21 protein-coding genes are annotated in these 17,784 nt (G+C 69.8%); 8 read left to right on the top strand and 13 right to left on the bottom strand.

All coding sequences use genetic code 11. From position 1 onward, the window contains the following. Nucleotides 1-129: 129 nt before the first annotated feature. Complete coding sequence (upp, locus tag JHW41_RS08240; protein WP_057948355.1) at nucleotides 130-765, top strand: uracil phosphoribosyltransferase; 636 nt, start codon at nucleotides 130-132, stop codon at nucleotides 763-765. A 298-nt stretch (nucleotides 766-1,063) separates the two neighbouring features. Here upp and JHW41_RS08235 read toward each other — a convergent pair whose 3' ends face one another. The 8 genes from JHW41_RS08235 to rsmD all read right to left on the bottom strand — a co-directional run bounded on the left by JHW41_RS08235 (nucleotide 1,064) and on the right by rsmD (nucleotide 7,770). Continuing rightward, entirely contained in the window at nucleotides 1,064-1,837 is a 774-nt protein-coding gene (locus JHW41_RS08235; RefSeq protein ID WP_250449591.1) for a TMEM43 family protein, read from the bottom strand. Continuing rightward, the gene (locus JHW41_RS08230) at nucleotides 1,834-2,724 is read right to left on the bottom strand and encodes an MBL fold metallo-hydrolase (protein ID WP_078996672.1); all 891 of its coding nucleotides are present in this window, start codon (nucleotides 2,722-2,724) and stop codon (nucleotides 1,834-1,836) included. The genes JHW41_RS08235 and JHW41_RS08230 overlap by 4 nt, the downstream gene beginning before the upstream one ends. 143 nt (nucleotides 2,725-2,867) lie before the next feature. Further along, nucleotides 2,868-3,455, bottom strand: a complete 588-nt coding sequence (locus JHW41_RS08225) for a hypothetical protein (protein WP_250449590.1) — start codon at nucleotides 3,453-3,455, stop codon at nucleotides 2,868-2,870. 146 nt (nucleotides 3,456-3,601) lie between these two features. Continuing rightward, on the bottom strand, nucleotides 3,602-5,323 hold the full coding sequence (gene ggt, locus JHW41_RS08220; protein WP_343226598.1) for a gamma-glutamyltransferase: 1,722 nt from the start codon (nucleotides 5,321-5,323) through the stop codon (nucleotides 3,602-3,604). 38 nt (nucleotides 5,324-5,361) lie between these two features. After that, nucleotides 5,362-5,610, bottom strand: a complete 249-nt coding sequence (locus JHW41_RS08215) for a YfhL family 4Fe-4S dicluster ferredoxin (RefSeq protein WP_057948359.1) — start codon at nucleotides 5,608-5,610, stop codon at nucleotides 5,362-5,364. Between the two features lie 257 nt (nucleotides 5,611-5,867). Then, nucleotides 5,868-6,362 carry a hypothetical protein gene (locus JHW41_RS08210; protein ID WP_057948360.1) on the bottom strand — a complete coding sequence of 165 codons (495 nt, stop codon included), beginning with the start codon at nucleotides 6,360-6,362 and terminating at the stop codon, nucleotides 5,868-5,870. A 64-nt stretch (nucleotides 6,363-6,426) separates the two neighbouring features. Continuing rightward, a complete protein-coding gene (gene coaD, locus JHW41_RS08205) occupies nucleotides 6,427-6,930 on the bottom strand; it encodes a pantetheine-phosphate adenylyltransferase (protein WP_057948361.1) in 504 nt (167 codons plus the stop codon). 174 nt (nucleotides 6,931-7,104) lie between these two features. Then, nucleotides 7,105-7,770 (bottom strand): 16S rRNA (guanine(966)-N(2))-methyltransferase RsmD, encoded by a 666-nt coding sequence (gene rsmD, locus JHW41_RS08200; protein WP_250449589.1) that lies wholly within the window; start codon nucleotides 7,768-7,770, stop codon nucleotides 7,105-7,107. An 88-nt stretch (nucleotides 7,771-7,858) separates the two neighbouring features. Between rsmD and ftsY the strand changes: the two genes are divergently transcribed. From ftsY to JHW41_RS08175, 5 genes are all read left to right on the top strand, one after another. After that, complete coding sequence (ftsY, locus tag JHW41_RS08195) at nucleotides 7,859-9,385, top strand: signal recognition particle-docking protein FtsY (protein ID WP_250449588.1); 1,527 nt, start codon at nucleotides 7,859-7,861, stop codon at nucleotides 9,383-9,385. A 10-nt stretch (nucleotides 9,386-9,395) separates the two neighbouring features. Then, on the top strand, nucleotides 9,396-10,700 hold the full coding sequence (locus JHW41_RS08190) for a hypothetical protein (protein ID WP_250449587.1): 1,305 nt from the start codon (nucleotides 9,396-9,398) through the stop codon (nucleotides 10,698-10,700). Between the two features lie 13 nt (nucleotides 10,701-10,713). Continuing rightward, entirely contained in the window at nucleotides 10,714-11,838 is a 1,125-nt protein-coding gene (gene mutY, locus JHW41_RS08185; RefSeq protein ID WP_250449586.1) for an A/G-specific adenine glycosylase, read from the top strand. Between the two features lie 113 nt (nucleotides 11,839-11,951). Further along, nucleotides 11,952-12,221 (top strand): oxidative damage protection protein, encoded by a 270-nt coding sequence (locus tag JHW41_RS08180; protein ID WP_057948364.1) that lies wholly within the window; start codon nucleotides 11,952-11,954, stop codon nucleotides 12,219-12,221. A gap of 187 nt (nucleotides 12,222-12,408) precedes the next feature. Continuing rightward, complete coding sequence (locus JHW41_RS08175) at nucleotides 12,409-12,654, top strand: DUF6289 family protein (protein ID WP_250449585.1); 246 nt, start codon at nucleotides 12,409-12,411, stop codon at nucleotides 12,652-12,654. A 75-nt stretch (nucleotides 12,655-12,729) separates the two neighbouring features. On the opposite strand, the gene JHW41_RS08170 is transcribed toward JHW41_RS08175, so the two are convergent. Further along, nucleotides 12,730-13,236, bottom strand: a complete 507-nt coding sequence (locus JHW41_RS08170; protein WP_250449584.1) for a GNAT family N-acetyltransferase — start codon at nucleotides 13,234-13,236, stop codon at nucleotides 12,730-12,732. Between the two features lie 71 nt (nucleotides 13,237-13,307). Next, nucleotides 13,308-13,568 (bottom strand): YjhX family toxin, encoded by a 261-nt coding sequence (locus JHW41_RS08165; RefSeq protein WP_078996679.1) that lies wholly within the window; start codon nucleotides 13,566-13,568, stop codon nucleotides 13,308-13,310. A 489-nt stretch (nucleotides 13,569-14,057) separates the two neighbouring features. Here JHW41_RS08165 and JHW41_RS08160 point away from each other — a divergent pair, with 489 nt between their 5' ends. Then, nucleotides 14,058-14,282, top strand: coding sequence for a hypothetical protein (locus JHW41_RS08160; protein ID WP_250449583.1), 225 nt, complete (start codon nucleotides 14,058-14,060; stop codon nucleotides 14,280-14,282). A 52-nt stretch (nucleotides 14,283-14,334) separates the two neighbouring features. Here the strand turns inward: JHW41_RS08160 and JHW41_RS08155 are convergent, their stop codons facing one another. Both JHW41_RS08155 and JHW41_RS26620 read right to left on the bottom strand, forming a co-directional pair. Next, a complete protein-coding gene (locus tag JHW41_RS08155) occupies nucleotides 14,335-15,456 on the bottom strand; it encodes an acyltransferase family protein (RefSeq protein ID WP_250449582.1) in 1,122 nt (373 codons plus the stop codon). Between the two features lie 319 nt (nucleotides 15,457-15,775). Continuing rightward, on the bottom strand, nucleotides 15,776-16,102 hold the full coding sequence (locus JHW41_RS26620; RefSeq protein ID WP_428995521.1) for a helix-turn-helix domain-containing protein: 327 nt from the start codon (nucleotides 16,100-16,102) through the stop codon (nucleotides 15,776-15,778). 837 nt (nucleotides 16,103-16,939) lie between these two features. On the opposite strand from JHW41_RS26620, the gene JHW41_RS08150 reads away from it, so the two are divergent. Continuing rightward, on the top strand, nucleotides 16,940-17,305 hold the full coding sequence (locus JHW41_RS08150) for a hypothetical protein (protein WP_250449581.1): 366 nt from the start codon (nucleotides 16,940-16,942) through the stop codon (nucleotides 17,303-17,305). A 76-nt stretch (nucleotides 17,306-17,381) separates the two neighbouring features. Here JHW41_RS08150 and JHW41_RS08145 read toward each other — a convergent pair whose 3' ends face one another. Then, nucleotides 17,382-17,723, bottom strand: a complete 342-nt coding sequence (locus JHW41_RS08145; RefSeq protein WP_250449580.1) for a DUF3024 domain-containing protein — start codon at nucleotides 17,721-17,723, stop codon at nucleotides 17,382-17,384. Nucleotides 17,724-17,784 lie beyond the last annotated feature (61 nt).

The raw sequence follows: 17,784 nt of genomic DNA, 5'->3' as shown, positions 1-17,784 counted from the left end.
GCGACGCTCCGCGTCGTCGTCCACCCGGCGCAAGCGGCCGCGAACGCGCGCGCCGAACTTGCGCCGCGCCCGACAACCATCAATCCTTTGCGGCAAGGATCGCCCGCTCCGCCCGACTGAGGCCACCGCATGAAGATCGTAGAAGTCCGCCATCCCTTGGTCCAACACAAGCTCGGCCTGATGCGCCGCGCCGACAACAGCACCAAGTCGTTCCGCGAACTGGCCTCGGAAGTGGCCACCCTGCTCACCTACGAGGCCACCGCCGACCTCGAGACTGAGGAAGCCGTGGTCGAAGGCTGGGCCGGCCCGGTGACCACGCGCCGGATCAAGGGCGCCAAGGTCACCCTGGTGCCGATCCTGCGCGCCGGCCTGGGCATGCTGCCGGGCGTGCTGGAACTGATCCCGGCGGCCAAGGTCGGCGTGGTCGGCCTGCAGCGCGACGAACAGACCCTGCAACCGGTGGGCTACTACGAGAAGCTGACCGGCCGCATGGACGAGCGCACCGCGCTGATCCTCGACCCGATGCTGGCCACCGGCGGCAGCCTGATCGCGACCATCGACCTGCTCAAGAACGCCGGTTGCAAGCGCATCAAGGGACTGTTCCTGGTCGCCGCGCCCGAGGGCCTGAAGGCGCTGGAAGCCAAGCACCCCGACGTGGAGGTGTTCACCGCCTCGGTCGACGAGCGCCTCAACGAAGTCGGCTACATCCTGCCGGGGCTCGGCGACGCCGGCGACAAGATCTTCGGCACCAAGCACTACACCTGAGCGCGGCGCTGGTTCCCGCGGGAAGCCCGATGGCGGCGCGATCCGCGCAAGACCGAGCGCCATCAGACGCAGGGACTTTTGCATTCCCACCTCCGCGAACCCGCGGTCGCCTTGTGTAGGAGCGGCGCGAGCCGCGACCGCGACATCGCGCATACGACGCAAGCCGCAATCCCGCGGTCGCGGCTCGCGCCGCTCCTACAGGGACGATCGGTCCAACGCGGAAACGTGAGGCAAAAATCAAAATGGGTTGCGGCTTTCGCCGCAACCCATTTTTGCTCTGCGCTCTACCCCGCCCGCTTCAGGCCGCGCGCCTGCGCCGCCGACCGCGCAACCACACCAACGCGGCCGCCGCGACCGCGACGCCCGCCACCAGCCACGCCCACGACCAGCGCCGGTCCTGCGGCAACTCGCCCAGCACCGTCGCGCTCGGCCGCGCCGGCGCCGCGTTGAGCGCGGCCGCGGCCGCTTCGGGCTTGAGCTGCCACGCGCCCTCGCGCAGTTCCAGCTTGCCTTCCAGCGCCGGCAGGCGCAGTTCGCGCCAGGTCACGCGCAGGTCGCCGATCTGCGGCGCCAGCGGGTTCTCCGAACTGCCCAGGCCATCGCCCTCGGGCTGGAACGTCGCCGCTAGGTTCGACGGCAGGCGGCTGAAGTTGGGCCGGAACACGCTCCATTCGCCCAGCGCGCGCAGCACTTCGCTGTCCAGCGGCTTGCCGTCGAGGGTCGCCGACTCCGACCACCAACGCTTGTTCTCCAGCGGCAGGCCGGCGGGATTGACGTGGCCGGGCGCGAACTGCGAGGAATCGATCGGCGCCGAATTCCAGATCCGCTCATAGCCGCCCTGCCCGGCGGCCGGATCGGCGGCGCGCCGCCATTGGTACATCTCCACCCGCCGGTCCAGGCCGAACTGGCGGGTCAGCACGCCGAAATCGCGATCGCGCAGGTTCTTGCCGGCGACCGGCTCGCCGATCGGTTCGCCGCTGTCCTCGTCCTGCGCCGCGGCCGGCAGCGCCGCGCACATCGACGCCGCGAGCGCGAATGCGAACAACGCGCGCGCCGCGGCGGAGCGATTCATGCCGCCAGCGCCCTGGCCTGCAGTTCGGCGACCTCGTGCGCGGTGCCGAACTTGCCCTTGTCGTCGCGCACCACCTGGGCCAGCGCGCAGCCGGGATCGTGGGTGAAGAACAGATGCACGTTGCGTTCGAGCTTGTCGCTGAGGAAGGCGCGCTTCTCGTCGATCAGCAGTTCGGCGTTGCGGTCGTAGCCCATGGTGATCGGCACGTGCACCCACGGCCGCCCGGGAATCAGGTCGGCGCAGAACACCACGCCGCCGTGCGCCTGGCCGTCGAGCGTTTCCGGGCCGACGATCTCGGCCAGCATCAGCCCCGGCGTGTGACCGTGGCTGTAGTGGAAGCGCACCGTCTCGCCGAGCAGGCGCGAATGCTCGCCCTCGACCAGCTCCAGCCGGCCGGTGGCTTCCAGCAGCGCGGGCAGTTCGGGAATGAAGCTGGCGCGATCGCGCGGATGCGGATGGCGCGCGCGCTCGTAGTGCTCGCGGCCGATCAGGTAATGCGCGTTGGGAAACAGCAGCCGCGCCGCCTCGCCTTCGGCCCACGGCGCCAGCAGGCCGCCGGCGTGATCGAAATGCAGGTGCGAGAGCACCACGACGTCGATGTCCGCGGGCGCGAAACCCGCCTGCGCCAGCGAATCGACCAACACATGGCGCTGCTCGACCACGCCGTAGCGCTCGCGCAGCTTGGGCTCGAAGAACGCGCCGATGCCGGTCTCGAACAACACCGTCTTGCCGGCCAGCGGCGAGGCCAGCAGCGCGCGGCAGGCCAGGTCGATGCGGTTGTGCTCGTCCGGCGGCGCCCACTTGGACCACATCGCGCGCGGCGCGTTGCCGAACATCGCCCCGCCGTCGAGTTTCTGCGAGTTGCCCAGGATCGACCAGAGTTTCATGGCGGCATCGCCCTCGCGGGCGTCGGCTGAGTGGGGTTCGATTTTAGGCGTTGGGGCGTGAAGCGGGAATGGGCGATCGGCGAGGCGGAAGCGCGAACGCGGCCGCGTTCGATTCCCGAACCTTTATTGCCGATCCCCTCGCTTCACTGCGGCGTCGCCGCCGTGGCGAAATGGAAAATGAACTCGCCGTCGCGCGGATCGGCCGCGACCACCTTGACCGGCGCCAGCGCGCGCTCGGCGACCAAGGTCGCGGTGCCGCTCGCCGACAGCTTGCTGATCAGTCCGCCGGAGCGGCCGCTGATCTTCACCAGCATTTCCTGGCCCGGCACCAAGGTGACCCGGCCCATCGACGGATCGCTGGTGCGCGGCGTGGCGATGCGGCTGTCCTCGGCGTCGTTGTAGTCGCGCGCGGGCAGCTCGAACAGGTCCTGGCCGCCGGCGCTGACGTCGAAGGTCCACGACGTGCTGCCGCTGGTGCCGTCGTTGACGACTTCGATCTTCTCCAGCGTCAGCACCACCGAATAGCGCGTCGGCGCCTTGGGCTCGGCCGGCTTGACCTCGGGCGCCGGGGTGGCCGGCGCGGCGACGGTGGCGGCCGGCTTTTTGTCCTTGAGCCCGCCGATCTCGCGCACGTTGTTGACCAGCGTGGTCAGGGTCACCAGGAAGGCCACCAGCGCGACCGAGATCGCAGGCACGCGGGTATACCAGCGCTTGTCGTTGTCGTCGCTCACTGCCGTGGTCCCCTGTACGGCCGCGTCCGGGTGCGGCTCATGCGGCGCAATCTACCTTGGGAAGGCGGAATCGGGAATGAGGGGAATCGATGCGGTGCGGGCAAGGCAAGCGGTGCGGGCGCGCGCCTCGCCTGCCTGGCCGCCGCTCAGGGCCGGCTCAACAACACGTCCGCCTGCCCGACCGGATTGCGCGGATCGGTGCCGCCGGACAGGGTGTTGCCGGCCTTGTCCCACATCACCGTCTGCAGGTTGCCCCAGGTCGATTCGCCGGCGTTGACCTTGTGGCCCATCGCTTGCAGCTTGGCCACGGTGTCGGCGTCGAGCGCGCCGGCCTCGGCCGAGATCGCGTCGGGCATCCACTGGTGGTGGATGCGCGGCTGCGCGGCCACCTGCTGCGGCGCCAGGCCGGCGTCGTACGCCAGCACCGCCAGCATCACCTGGGTGATGATGCGGCTGCCGCCGGGCGCGCCGACCGCGATCACCTTGTCCTTGGATTCCAGGAAGCTCGGCGTCATCGAGCTGAGCATGCGCTTGCCCGGCTCCGGCGCGTTGGCGGCGAAGCCCATCACGCCGAAGGCGTTGGGCGTGCCCGGGCGCAGGGCGAAGTCGTCCATCTCGTTGTTGAGCAGCACGCCGGTGCCGGGCGCGACCATGCCCGAGCCGTACAGCAGGTTCACCGTCTGGGTCGCCGAGACCCGGTTGCCCTGCGCGTCGATGATCGAGAAGTGGGTGGTCTCGTCGTCCTCCAGCGGCGCCGGCTGGCCCGACAGCAGGTCGCTGGGCGTGGCCTTCTCGGGATGAATGGTGGCGCGCAGGCCGGCGGCGTAGTCGCGGCTGGTCAGGCGCGCCAGCGGCATCTTCACGAAGTCCGGATCGCCGAGGTAGATGGTGCGGTCGCGATACGCGCGGCGCATCGCCTCGGCGATGATGTGGGTGCGGTGGGCGGGGTCGAGCTTGCTGAGGTCCCAGCCTTCCAGGATCTGCAGGATCTCGGCCATCGCCACGCCGCCCGAGGACGGCGGCGGCGCGGTGACGATGTCCCAGCCGCGGTACTTCAGCCGCAGCGGTTCGCGCTCGACCACCTTGTAGCCGGACAGCTCCTCCGGCTTCCACTGCCCGCCTTCCTCCTTGACCGCGGCCAGCAGCTTGGCGCCGACGTCGCCGCGATAGAAACCGTCGTAGCCCTTGGCCGCGAGCAGTTCCAGCGTGCGCGCCAGGTCGGGTTGCTTGAGGATCTCGCCGGCCTTCGGCGGCGAACCGTCGGCGAGGAACACCTCGCGGGTGCCGCGGTAGCGCTCCATCACTTCGCGCCGGCTGCCGTAGCCCTTCTCCAGGCGCGGATACACCTCGAACCCTTCGCGGGCGATGCGGATCGCCGGCGCCAGCGAGGTCTTCAGCGGCAACTTGCCGTACTTCTGCGCCAGGTGCACCAGCGCCGCCGGCAGGCCGGGAATGCCGGCCGACCACGGGCCGTTGGTGGCGCGGTCGCGGTTGAGTTCGCCCTTGGCGTCCAGATAGGCCGAAGGTGTGGCTGCGGCCGGCGCGGTCTCGCGCGCGTCGAGGAACACGTCGCGGCCGGTCTTGGCGTCGTGCAGCAGGAAGAAGCCGCCGCCGCCGATGCCGGAGCTGATCGGCTCGACTACCGACAAGGTCGACGACACCGCGATCGCGGCATCGAAGGCGTTGCCGCCCTGGCGCACGATCTCCAGCCCCGCCTGGGTGGACAGCGAATGCGCGCTGGCGATGGCGGTGCCCGGCGGATGCGCGGCGGCCGGTTGGGCCGCCGGTGCGTGCGCCGGCGCGGCCGGCGTCTTGCAGTACGCGGGCGCGGCGATCAGCAGCAACGAGGCCAGCAACCACGGGGACATCAGACCGGCTCGCGGCCGCAGCGCCTTGCGCATCGGGTTCACTCCTGTTGTAGGCGGCGCAGCTTGTCGAGCAACTGCGTTTGCGATTCGACGAATTCGGGATCCGGGTCGATGCATTCGACCGGGCACACCATCACGCACTGCGGTTCGTCGTAATGGCCGACGCACTCGGTGCAGCGCGCCGGATCGATGACATAGATGCTCTCGCCCTGGGCGATGGCCTGATTGGGGCAGGCCGGCTCGCAGACGTCGCAGTTGACGCAGAGTTCGTTGATCTTCAGCGACATGGGCGGTTCGAAGGCGCCGGCGCGGCGGCGCGGAGGGAGGGCCGGCTCGGACGGCCAGTTTAGGCCGGCGCCGGCCCGGGGCATAGCGCCGGGCCGGGATGCTGCGTGTCGCGGCGGGCCCGACCGGCCTGTCGAAGCGGCTCGGGCCGCTTGCGCGGCTAGCGGCGGGCCCAAAAAGATTCGGGCCGCATACGCGGCCCGAATCGGCAAAGCCGGAGCTTCAACCAGCGGCGCGCCGGAACCGGCGCGGCGCGGGCTTACTTCGCTTCGACGAAGGTGTAGTTCACGCCGGCCGGGGTCACCGCGGCCTTGACCCGCTCGCTGTCGGCGGCGTCGCCGACGAAGATGAACTTCACGCCCTTCATGGTGTTCGGGTCGACCTTCTCGAACGAGGCCACGGCCAGGTCGGCCGACTTGGCCGAGTTCGGCGAACCGAACGCCACCAGGTTGCCTTCCAGCACGCCGCGGCTCATGTCGGCCTGGGCCTTTTCCAGCATGCGGTCGTAGTCGCCCTGGAAGGTCGGCGCTTCCGGCGCCGGCAGGGTGTAGACGTAGGTGCTGCCGGTCACGCCGTCGAGATTGCGCTTGATCACGTCGGTCAGGTACGCGCTCCAGGCGTTCTCGTCGCTGGTCTTGGGCGCCGACAGCGGCGCGGTCTCGGCGGCGGCTTCCTTCTTCTCCTCCTTCTGGCAGGCGGCGACGAACGGCAGCGCCAGGCAGGCGATCAGCAGCAGACGGGAGGAAGTTTTCATCGGTAGGCCCCTTGGGTATCGGTTCGTTGTGGCTTGGGTTGGAATCGGTGTCGCGCCGGCGGGCTCAGGGCTGCCGGCGCTGCCATTCGTCCTGCAGCGCTTGCGCGACCTGCGGCGGCACGAAGCCGGAGACGTCGCCGCCCAGGCGCGCGATCTCGCGCACCAGCGAGGAGGAGATGAAGCCGTATTGCTCGGCCGGCGTCAGGAACAGGGTTTCGACGTCGGGAATCAGGTGGCGGTTCATGCTCGCCAGCTGGAATTCGTACTCGAAGTCCGAGACCGCGCGCAGCCCGCGCAGCAGCACCCCGCCGCCGACTTCGGCGACGAAATGCGCGAGCAGGCAGTTGAAGCCGCGCACCTCGACATGGGCGTGGTGGGCGACGGCCTTGCGCGCCAGATCGACCCGGATGTCCAGCGGCAGCGCCGGGCCTTTGCCCGGGCTTTCGGCCACGCCGATGATCATGCGCTCGAACAGCGGAGCGGCGCGGTCGACCAGGTCGATGTGGCCGTTGGTGATCGGGTCGAACGTGCCGGGATAGACGGCGGTGCGCAGGCGGGCCGAGCTCATTCGTGGGGTCGTTCTTCGCGGGAAAGAGCGGGAGGCGGGCAGGCCGCCGCGCCGGATGCGGCGCAGTGTAGCAGCCGTCCGCGCGGCGGGAACCTGCACGGGCGGTCGGATCGGCGCGGCGGATCGGCCTCGGCCGGGCACGGCGGCCGAGGCCGGCCGGCGCCCGGCGCGCGCTCAGCCGGCGCGGCGGTACAACGCGTAGCGCACCTCGCGGGTGGCGCCCTCGCGGTGCGGCAGCCACGGCGCGGGCAGCGCCAGCGAAGCGGCCAGCGGCGCTTCCACGTACAGCCAGGCCGCCGGGGCCAGCCGCGGCGACAGCGCCGGCCACACCGCGTCCCACAATCCGGCCGCGAACGGCGGATCGACGAAGGCCAGGTCGAAGCCGGCGCCGCCCTCGCCGCCCGCGCCCGCGGCGACGGGTTGCTGCGCCAGCCATGCCAGCGCATCGGCCTGGACCACCTGCGCGGCCTCGCCGCCGGGCAGGCGCGCGGCCAGCGCGCGCAACTGCGCGGCCAGGGCCGGATCGCGTTCCACCAGCACCGCGCCGGCGGCGCCGCGCGACAGCGCCTCCAGCCCGAGCGCGCCGCTGCCGGCGAACAGGTCGAGCACGCGCGCGCCGGACAGCATCGGCTGCAGCCAGTTGAACAAGGTCTCGCGGACCCGGTCGGAGGTCGGGCGCAGACCCGGCGCGTCAGCCACGTCCAGACGGGTGCCGCGCCAGCGGCCGCCGATGATGCGGACCTTGCCGGGCTGGCCGCGCGCGGGCGCGCCGCCGGCCTTGCTCTGGGCGGCGTCGGACCGGCCCGGGGATCGTGCGCCGGAGCGGCCGCGCTTGGACATGTTCATCTCGGACCGTGGTTCATCGGGGGCGGAGGGAGGCCGGTGCTAGCATGTACGGATTCTCGCGCATGCCCCCATCTTCCGTCTCATGCTCAGTTTTTTCCGCCGCAAGAAGCCCGACGCCGGCAAGCCGTCCGAGCGCGAATACAGCATCGAGGAACTGGCCGCCGCCATTCCCGGCGCGCAGCCGCAGGCGCCGGCCGATGCGCCGGCCCAGGGCGGCGCAGCCGAGGCGGCGGCCGACGCCGCGCCCGCTGCGCAGAACGAGGCCCGGTCCGCCGCGGCGGCCGTTGTCGACATCCCGCCGGTCGAGGCCGCGCTGGTCGACGCTACGCCGGACGCTACGCCGGTCGAAGCCGCGCCGGTCGAAGCGCCGCCCGCCGAAGTCCGCCCCGTCGAAGCCCGATCCGCAACCGCCGTGTCCACGCCGGTCGCATCGCCCGCTGCGCCGCCGCCCGCCGCGAACCCGCCTGCGCCCGCGCCGACTCACGCGCCGGCCGCTGGCGCACCGGCTCCAACCGCACCCGCGCCCGCCGCGCCGGCCCAGGTCGAACCGCCCAAGCCGACGCCGCCCACGGTCGTGGCGCCGGCCGCGCTCGCGCCACGGGAAACCGCGCCGGCCACGACCGACCCGGTCGCGCTCACGCCGGTCGAAACCGCTCCCATCGAATACGTCGACAAGCCCGCCGCCCCCGCCGGCAAGAGCGGCTGGCGCGAGCGCCTGCGCAACAGCGCGTTCGCCCGCAGCTTCGGCGGCCTGTTCTCGCGCAACCCGCGCCTGGACGACGACCTGCTCGACGAAATCGAAACCGCGCTGATCACCGCCGACGTCGGCGTCACCGCCACCACCGCGCTGGTCGAGAACCTGCGCAAGCGGATGAAGTCGCGCGAGTTCGCCGACGCCAACGCGCTGCTGTCCGCGCTGCGCGCCGACCTCATCGGCATGCTCCAGCCGGTGGCCAAGCCGCTGGCGATCGACACCGACGCAAAACCCTTCGTGGTGCTGACCGTCGGCGTCAACGGCGTCGGCAAGACCACCACCATCGGCAAGTTGGCCAAGCGCTTCCGCGACGAGAACCGGCCGCTGATGCTGGCCGCCGGCGACACCTTCCGCGCCGCCGCGGTCGCGCAGTTGCAGGCTTGGGGCGAACGCAACGGCGTGCCGGTGGTGGCGCAGGGCCAGAACGCCGACGCCGCCTCGGTCGCCTTCGACGCGCTGACCGCGGCCAAGGCGCGCGGCACCCAGGTGCTGATCGCCGACACCGCCGGGCGCCTGCACACCCAGCAGGGGCTGATGGCCGAGCTGGGCAAGATCCGCCGGGTGCTGGCCAAGGTCGATGCGACCGCGCCGCACGAGGTGCTGATGGTCATCGACGGCACCACCGGCCAGAACGCGCTGTCGCAGTTGCGCCAGTTCCACGCCGCGGTCGGCGTCACCGGCCTGGTGGTGACCAAGCTCGACGGCACCGCCAAGGGCGGCGTGGTGTTCGCGCTGGCGCGCGAGTTCGGCATTCCGATCCGCTTCGCCGGCATCGGCGAGCGTCCGGAAGACCTGCGCGTGTTCGACGCCGAAGCCTTCGTCGACGCCCTGCTGCCCGAAGCGCTGGGCGGCTGAGGCGCCGCGCATGGCCGCCGCCGAAACGACGGCGCCGCCCGCACGCCGCTCGCGCAAACGGCTCTGGATCGCCCTGGCGCTGCTGCTGGCCGCGCTGATCGGCCTGCGCTGGGTCTCGCGGCCGAGCCAGGTCGGCTGGATCGTCCTGAGCCAGGCCGGACGCGCGCTCGGCTTGGAGATCAGCGCCAGCGGCGCCAGCGAGTACCGCCTGCGCGGCACGCCGATGCTGGAAGTGCGCGACCTGGTCGCGCGCGTTCCCGGCAGCGACAAGCCGCTGCTGCGCGCCGGCCGCGTCTATCTGGCGGTGCCGTGGACGACGATCCGCGCCGCCGGCGCGTCGCTCGACGTCGAGCGGATCGAACTCGACGCGCCGCAACTCGACATCGGCGAACTCCAGCGCTGGCTGGCGTCGCGTCCGGCTTCGACCGAACCGTTCGACATCCCGCGCCTGAGCCGCGGCGCGCGGGTGCGCGACGGCCGCGTCGCCGCCGCGGGCTGGTCGGTGCAAGGCATCGGCGTGGAGTTCGCCGAACTCGATCCGGACAAACCTGTGCGCGGGCGTCTGCGCGGCCGCGCGCTGGCCGACGGCGTCGAAGTGCCGTTCGATCTGCATGCGACCCTGCAACGCCCCGCCGCCGCGCGCGGCCTCGGCTTAGCCGGCGCGATCGCGGTGCAGGCCAAGGACTGGCGGTTGCCGATGCGCATGCGCGCCGGCGCGCGTCTGCACGCCGGCGACGACGGCCTCGGCCTGGACGCACTGCGGCTGGGCGCTGACGCACGCTATCGCGTTGGTGCAGGTGCAGACGCCACCGACCTGCCGTTCGCGTTCGGCGTGGCCGGCCCGCTGCGCTACCGCGATGGCGAGCTGAGCCTGGCGCCGATGGGCGCCGCGCTGCGCGCTGCCGCCGACAGCGCCGTGCCCAACCTCGACGCCGGCGGCCGCTTCGGCTTTGGCCAGGCCTTGGCGCTGCGCTGGCGCGGCCGCATCCATGCCTGGCCGCGGGCCTGGCCGGCGCTGCCGCCGCCGCTGGGGCAATCGGCCGCGCCGCTGGCGTTCGAACTCGACTACGACGGCAAGGCCGATTTCTCCGACACCGCCGCGCTGCGCGTCCAACGCGAGCAGACCCTGTTCGACGGCCGCTTCCGCCTGCCGCAGATGCTGGCCTGGATCGAAGCCAAGGACGGCCCGCCGTTGCCGCCGCTGGCCGGACACCTGAGTACGCCGAAGATCGAGATCTCCGGCGCCACGCTGCAAGGCGTGGAGGTGAGCATCGAAGACGATCCGCCCGCCGCCGCGCCCGCGCCGGCCTCCTGATACCGCAGCCGCAATGACCGCCCGTAGCCAAAGCGCCAACGCCCCCGCCCGCTCCCGCCGCAAGCCCGCGACCGCGGCCGCGCCGGCCGCCGCCGGCGACGACACCTTCGCCGCGCGCCTGCTGGCCTGGTTCGACGTCAGCGGCCGCCATGACCTGCCCTGGCAGCATCCGCGCTCGCCGTACCGGGTGTGGCTGTCGGAGATCATGCTGCAGCAGACCCAGGTCAAGACCGCCGCGCCCTACTTCGAACGCTTCGTCGCCCGCCTGCCCGACCTGCCGGCGCTGGCCGCGGCCGAGCAGGACACCGTGCTCGGCCTGTGGTCGGGCCTGGGCTACTACGCCCGCGCCCGCAACCTGCACGCCGCGGCGAAACTCTGCGTCGAGCGCCACGGCGGCGAACTGCCGCGCGACCTCGACGCGCTGACCGCATTGCCCGGCATCGGCCGCAGCACCGCCGCGGCGATCCTGTCGCAGGCCTGGGGCGACCGCCACGCCATCCTCGACGGCAACGTCAAGCGGGTGCTCGCGCGCTATCACGGCATCGACGGTTTTCCCGGCCTGCCGGCGGTGGAAAAGCGATTGTGGGCGCTGGCCGAATCGCACCTGCCGCCGGCGCGCATGACCGACTACACCCAGGCGCAGATGGACCTGGGCGCGACCGTGTGCACCCGCGCCGATCCGGCCTGCATCCTGTGCCCGCTGCAGAACGACTGCGTCGCGCGCGTCCACGGCCGCACCGCCGAACTGCCGGTGCCCAAGCCGGGCAAGGCGGTGCCGCAGCGGCATGCGCAGGTGCTGTGGCTGCTCGACCGCGGTGGCCGCGTGCTGCTGCAGCGGCGCCCGCCGACCGGCATCTGGGCGGCGCTGTGGACGCTGCCGCAGCACGAGGACGAAGAGCAGGCCGAGCGCTGGTTCGAAACCCACCTCGACGGCGAATACGCCGACGGCGAAGCGCTGGCGCCGATCGCCCACGCCTTCAGCCACTACAAGCTGGAACTGCAGCCGCGACGCTGGCGCGCGGTCGCCTTGCGCGCGCGGGTCGGCGACAATGACGGCCTGCGCTGGTTCGCGCGCGAGGATCTGGCCGAACTCGGCATTCCCGCGCCGATCCGCAAGCTGATCGAAGCGGCGGGCTGAGCGCGGCGGCCGGGATCGTCCCCTCGCCCGCTCTCGTTTCGCCCGCTCCCGCCTAGCACGCTCTCGCCGAGCCGATCCGCACCGCCACTTTCGCCGCCACACCAGGACTTCCGATGAGCCGCAGCGTTTTCTGCCAGTACCAACAGCGCGAGGCCGAAGGCCTGGATTTCGTCCCCTGGCCCGGCGAGATGGGCAAGCGCATTTTCGCCAACATCGGCAAGGCCGCCTGGGCGGCGTGGCTGGCCCACCAGACCATGCTGATCAACGAGAACCGGCTGTCGCCGATGAATCCCAAGGACCGCGCCTTCCTCGAAACCGAGATGGAAAAGTTCCTGTTCGGCGGCGGCGCCGACAAGCCGGCCGGCTACGTGCCGCAGGCCTGAGCGCGCGAACCGTGACGGCGCGCTCGCCGCGAAACTGCGACAACGCTCACATCGCATGCACGCTCGCGTTGCGACGGCTTTCGTGTTGAATCCAGATTCCGGCTCCCGCCGGATGCGCAGGGAAGCGCCGTATCGCCGCAGCCGCGGCCGCGTCGCGCCAGGCGCACCAACACAAGGAAGAGTCCCAATGCACAAGTCGTCCAAGAGCAAGCTCGCCCTGATCGCGTTCGCTGCCGGCATGACCCTGTCGCTGGCCGCCGGCGCGCTGCCGCATCCGAATCCCGGCGAAAGCTACATCCAGACCTACTACAGCGACGCCACCTACACCGAGGTCGTCGGCGAACGCGGCTACGGCGATTGCCTCAACCCGCGCTGGGGCGTGAGCACCCGCTACGTCAGGCTGGTCCGGGTCGTCTGCCCGGTCATGGACTGAGTCCATCGCGACGGCGGACCCGGTCCGTGCCGGGTCCGCCGCGCGCATCGCGGCGCGCTCGCGCCGCACCGTTCGCTACGCCGCGTCGATGCCGAACGCGGCCGGATAACGCACTTCGCCGGCCTCGCCGCGCAGGCCGCCCGCGGCCAGTTCCAGCGCCATGAACGCCTCGCCGGCGAACGGCGACGCCAGCTTGGCGGCGAGCGCCGCGCTGAAACCGAAGCGCGGGTAGTAGCCCGGATGGCCGAGCACGATCGCCGCTTCGCAGCCCTCGCGCGCCAGCCGCGCCAGGCCTTCGCGCACCAGCGCCGAACCCACGCCGGCGCCCTGCCAGTGCGGATGCACCGCCATCGGCGCCAGCGCGACCGCGTCGACTTCGCGCCCGTCGACGCGGGTCGACAACCGGGTGAACAGGATGTGGCCGACGACTTCGTCGTCCTCCACCGCCACCAACGACAATCGCACCAGGCCATCCGCACGCAAGCGGTCGACCAGATCGGCTTCGTCGGCGCGGCCGAAGGCGGCGCGGTTGAGCGCGTGCGTCTGCGCGCGCTGGGCGTGGGTTTCTTCCTCGATACGCATGGGTTCCTCCTGCGCGGACGGCAGCGGGCCGCAACGGCCGGCATCGAACATGAGCAAGCTCAACATAGTCGTCACCGATTGTCGGGTTGCGGACGCACGCTGCGGCGTCCGAGATGGCTGATGCGGTACGGCTGCCCGTCGTGCGAGCAGATCAGGCCGCGTCGTTTGAGTTTCTTGAACACCGCCACGGTGCAATCCACGAGGCGGAAGCCGTCGCGGTTGTAGCAGTCGACGGCAAGGACGGCCGCGCTGTCGTCGGCGCGGCGATGGTGGATGCAGCCACCCTGAGCCAACGCGTGCAGGACGCGTTGCTCCGATTTGGAAAGGTTCATGTCGCAGGTCGGTTGTAGCCGGAACGAACGCGACGGCGCGCACCCGCGTTGCGCGGATGGCGAACAGACTCGACGCGTTACCCACCTTCACTCGAAAGCGAAGGTCAGCGGGTGGCCACAATCTCCGACATGCTTCCCTCTTGGACCGCCGGTCGGCGGGAATACGGGGAAGCGAACCCTAGTTCGGCGCAATGCGCGTGTCAACCGCGCCGGGCGGCTCGGTATCCGCAGGTTCCGGGTCGGTTCCGGGGCGATTCCAGGCCAATTCCAGGCCGATTCGAAGCCGAATCCGGATAGCGCCCGAGCCCGATCCGCGCCGACCCCGTGCCGGCGCGCTCGCCCGCGCGCGCCGCCGGTCGCAGCGACCGCGCCGGCGATGCCGCACAATCCTCGCCCGGCGCCCCGCCCAGGGCCGGGCGCCGCCGCGGCGGCACCGTTCCGCCGCGACGCAAGCGCAGTCCAATCGTCCGTTTACCAAGGAGAGAACGAATGAAAGGCTTGTCCGCCCGACCCACCCTGCTGTTCGTCGCCGTCGCCGCGTTCGGCTTCTCGGCATCGGTCTACGCCGCGTGCCAGGACCGCTGGTGCACCAAGAACTACAACCAATGCCGGCTGGAGGCGCGCGCCGACGGCGTCATGACCGACGCCGAGTTCCAGAAGTGCTTCCAGGAATGGAGCGACTGCCTGCTGGCCAACGGTTGCCAGGCGCCGTAAGCGCACCGCCCGGGCTTGCGCGCAGGCGCGGGCCCGGGCCCGCGGAGCGAGTTCAGCGCGGTGCGGCGGATGCGTCCACGCCAGCCGCGCCGGTGCGGCGGCCGGCCAGCCAACGCCGGCCGGGCTCCTCGATCCAGCGATGGCTGCAGTACGAGACCGCCAGCACCGCGGCGATGAAGGCCGGGAAGAACCAGCGTTCGGCGTAGGCGAGCGGCTGGCCGCTGTGCAGCGTCCACAGGTGCAGCGCCAGCATCAGCGGGAAATGGACCAGGTAGATCGAATACGACATCTCGCCCAGCCGCACCATCGGCCGCAGCCGCAACGCCGCGCGGACCGCGCCGCTGCGCACCACGCACAGGATCAGCACCGGGAACGCGAGATAGCAGGTCAGCAGATCGCCCGCGTTCGACCACGCATCGCTCGACAGATACCAATAGACGCCGGCCATCGCGGCCAGTGCCAGCAGATCCCACGGCCAGCGCGCGCGGACCCCGGCCTGCGGCGCGGGCTCGCCCAACGCGCGATGCAGCCGGTGCAGGACCACGCCGAGGAAGAAGCCCGCGGCCGTGCGCACCACGTCGTTGTCGATCCAGCCCAGCGCCTTGCTGGCGTTGATCACCCCGCGCACCGCCATCGTCGCCAACGCCGCCGCCAACACCGCCCAGACCAAACCGCGCGCGATCTTCGCCGGCGCGGCGATGATCGCCAGGAACGCCAGATTGACCAGGAACTCGGTCGAAATCGACCACGACGGCGCGTTGAACGAGAACCCTTGCTGCAGGCCCGAACTGTTCAACAGCAGCAGGTTGAGCGCGAAGTGATAACCGTCGTTGGCGGCATAGACGAACGGCGGCTGGCCGAGCGCGGCCAATCGCCACTGCATCGCCGCGACCGCGCACAGCGTCAGCAAATGCAGCGGATAGATGCGGGCCAGGCGCGCGCGCAGATTGGCGCCGAACCGCTCAGCGCGACCGTCGACCCAGAACGCGCGCGCCAGCACGAAGCCCGACAGCACGAAGAAGAAATCCACCATCAGCAGGCCGCGCCCATAGAACGGAGCCAACACCGCGGCCAACGGCGCGACGTGATAGGTGTGGACGTAATGCCAGCAGATCACGCCCACAGCCGCGATCGCGCGCAACGCGTCCAATTCGTGATAACGCGTGTCCTTCACCTGCCAGCCTCGCCTTCTGCGCGCCCGCCGATCGCGGCCTGACGCGCGGTGCCTGCGAAAACGCCGGCGCCGGGCCTGCGCCCGACGCGTGGCCGTCGCGCGCCGTACCCCGCGCGCGCCCAAAAACAAAGGGCCTGGCATCGCTGCCAAGCCCTTCTCGTAAATGGTGGCCGGGGAGGGAATCGCATGATAAATACAACCTCTTGATTTTTAGATATTTTTCAAGATTCGATTGTTCTAGATGCCCCGAGAAATGCCCCTGAGAGATACCCCTACAGTGCTGGCCGCGGGGGCGGCCGCTAACACCCCAAACACCTCTCTAAACTGGCTTTTTGGAACTGTTCTTAGTTGGCAGCTTAGCGGCGCCTCTCTTTGCCACCTTTCTGCCAGCGTTGAGCAGCTTCTCTATCCTAGCCGCCACATCATCTGAGGCTGGCGGCGGCAAAGGCCCCAGCTTGAAGGGCGGCGGCACTTGCACAGGCTGATAGCGAGGCTTGCGCCAGAATGCCTCAAGGTCGTCAGGATGGATGCGGTCTGACTTCGGACCTACGCCTAGGCGGATTGCGACCAACTGCCCGGTGTCGATTGCCCGGCGCAAAGTCCTAGGGCAGCACTCACATTGCTCGGCAGCCTGGGCAACGGTCATCAGCTTGGCAGCCATACCTATCCTCTGCCGGCTAGCTTGCGGGGCTTATATGGGCGCACCCGGACAGGCTCAAGATTTGCCCTGCCCTGTAACGACACAGAAGTGGGGCCGCGCTGCACTGGCGCTCGATCCCAAACCGGTGAGTTTCGAATCGCGTCGTTGAGTTCGAGTCGGGAGTAGAGCTTCTTTCCGAGAAAGCGCCGCGGCTTGATTCCCAGCGCCCTGTAGCCCTCGCGAAGCGTCGAGACACACACGCCGCAATAGGCAGCGGCCTCGGACTCGGTGAACCAGTCCTTTCCCTCAAGATGAAGCTCGCGCATCTCAGGTTCCAGGTTTGAATGTCGTTACCTTACCTGCTCTGACGCCCAAGCTAAGCCGCCAATCCGCGGCCCCAGCTCAAGCTGCCAACGCGATCCTTTAGATCGGTGACGATCAACCCAAGATGGGCCACTAGGCCCTTCGATGCAGAGCAGACGCCGCCGGATCAGCCGGCCCGGGTCTCCCCACTCATCCGGCTCCCGCTCTTCCTCGACGACAGCCACGGCCTGCCCTGGTTCGTACACGTTGGGGTCAGAGGTTGAGCGTAGACGGCAGGGGTAGCGGGAGTGGCAGATCGGCATGGCCCGCATGGTAGCGATAGCCATCTCGCAGGTTGCGACCGACAGCGATAGGATTGGCCGAAGCCATCAAGAGGTTGCCGGTCCCGCCATTGATCCCACAGATGAAGGCTACGCTGCAGTCGCACGTGACGCTTTAAGGGGTCGAAGAGACTTAAAAAGCGCGTGCTTCGAGCTCACCTTCAATCAAGTGCTGCCGGCCTAACAGGGTTCATTCGCTATGGAAGATGCTGCAAAGAACTCGGTACTGCGGCGAATAGATGCGCTAATCCGTGTGGGATACAAGATCGAACCGTGCACCGATGAGGCCTTGAAGCTTGAGCATCCGGCCCACCCTGAGTTCAAGCACGCGCGCCTCATGATGTTCGATGACGGAATGGTCGTTGGCGGCAGTATCGACGAGAAGCACGAACTACGCATTCTGGCCGCAGATGAAGCGAATTTTTCAGCATTTCTTCGATCCATCCCCAAACCAACAAGCTGGCAGATGCACCGAGACAAGTTCTACTTTGTCGTTGCATGGACCATCGGCATTGCATTCTGGAGCGTGATAGTGCTCATGTGGAAAGCGGCTATCGACAAATAGCTTTCACCCAGGCACGCACTGCCCTGATCGACCAGGCGCTTGGTGGGGGCAGCTAGATCGGCTGGCTGGGCCAAGCTTATCCCCAGAAGCAGCAGAAGGGATCGCGCCAGACCTCCTCCACGAGCCCTGGTAGACCTTCGGCCTCCAGCATTGGGGCGTACCCCTGCCACTTACCGCTGGCCCGGAGCCAGAACAGTTGCCATACCCGGCGCGTCCGAACGTAGCGGAACTTGGCGACGGGGATCTCGATGATCTCGTCGGGATCGTCATAAGCCGGTCGCGCGGAATAGACCTCAATGGCTTGGCCTGATACGCGGCACATGGCCGTACCGCCTGACTTCACGTGAGGGCTATGCCGCGGCTTCAGCAGCCTCTCGATGACGTTCAAGGCGTGCCGGCGTTCAATGTCGTTGAGCATGACGACAGTCTAGCGGCAGTCGTTGATCTGCCCGCATCGCAAGGCAGGCGTCGTACGGGTT

The sequence above is a fragment of the Lysobacter enzymogenes genome, assembly GCF_023617245.1.
Taxonomy (GTDB): domain Bacteria; phylum Pseudomonadota; class Gammaproteobacteria; order Xanthomonadales; family Xanthomonadaceae; genus Lysobacter; species Lysobacter yananisis.
The sequence above is the reverse complement of the archived record's forward strand: the minus strand, read 5'-3'. Positions and strand labels throughout refer to the sequence as shown.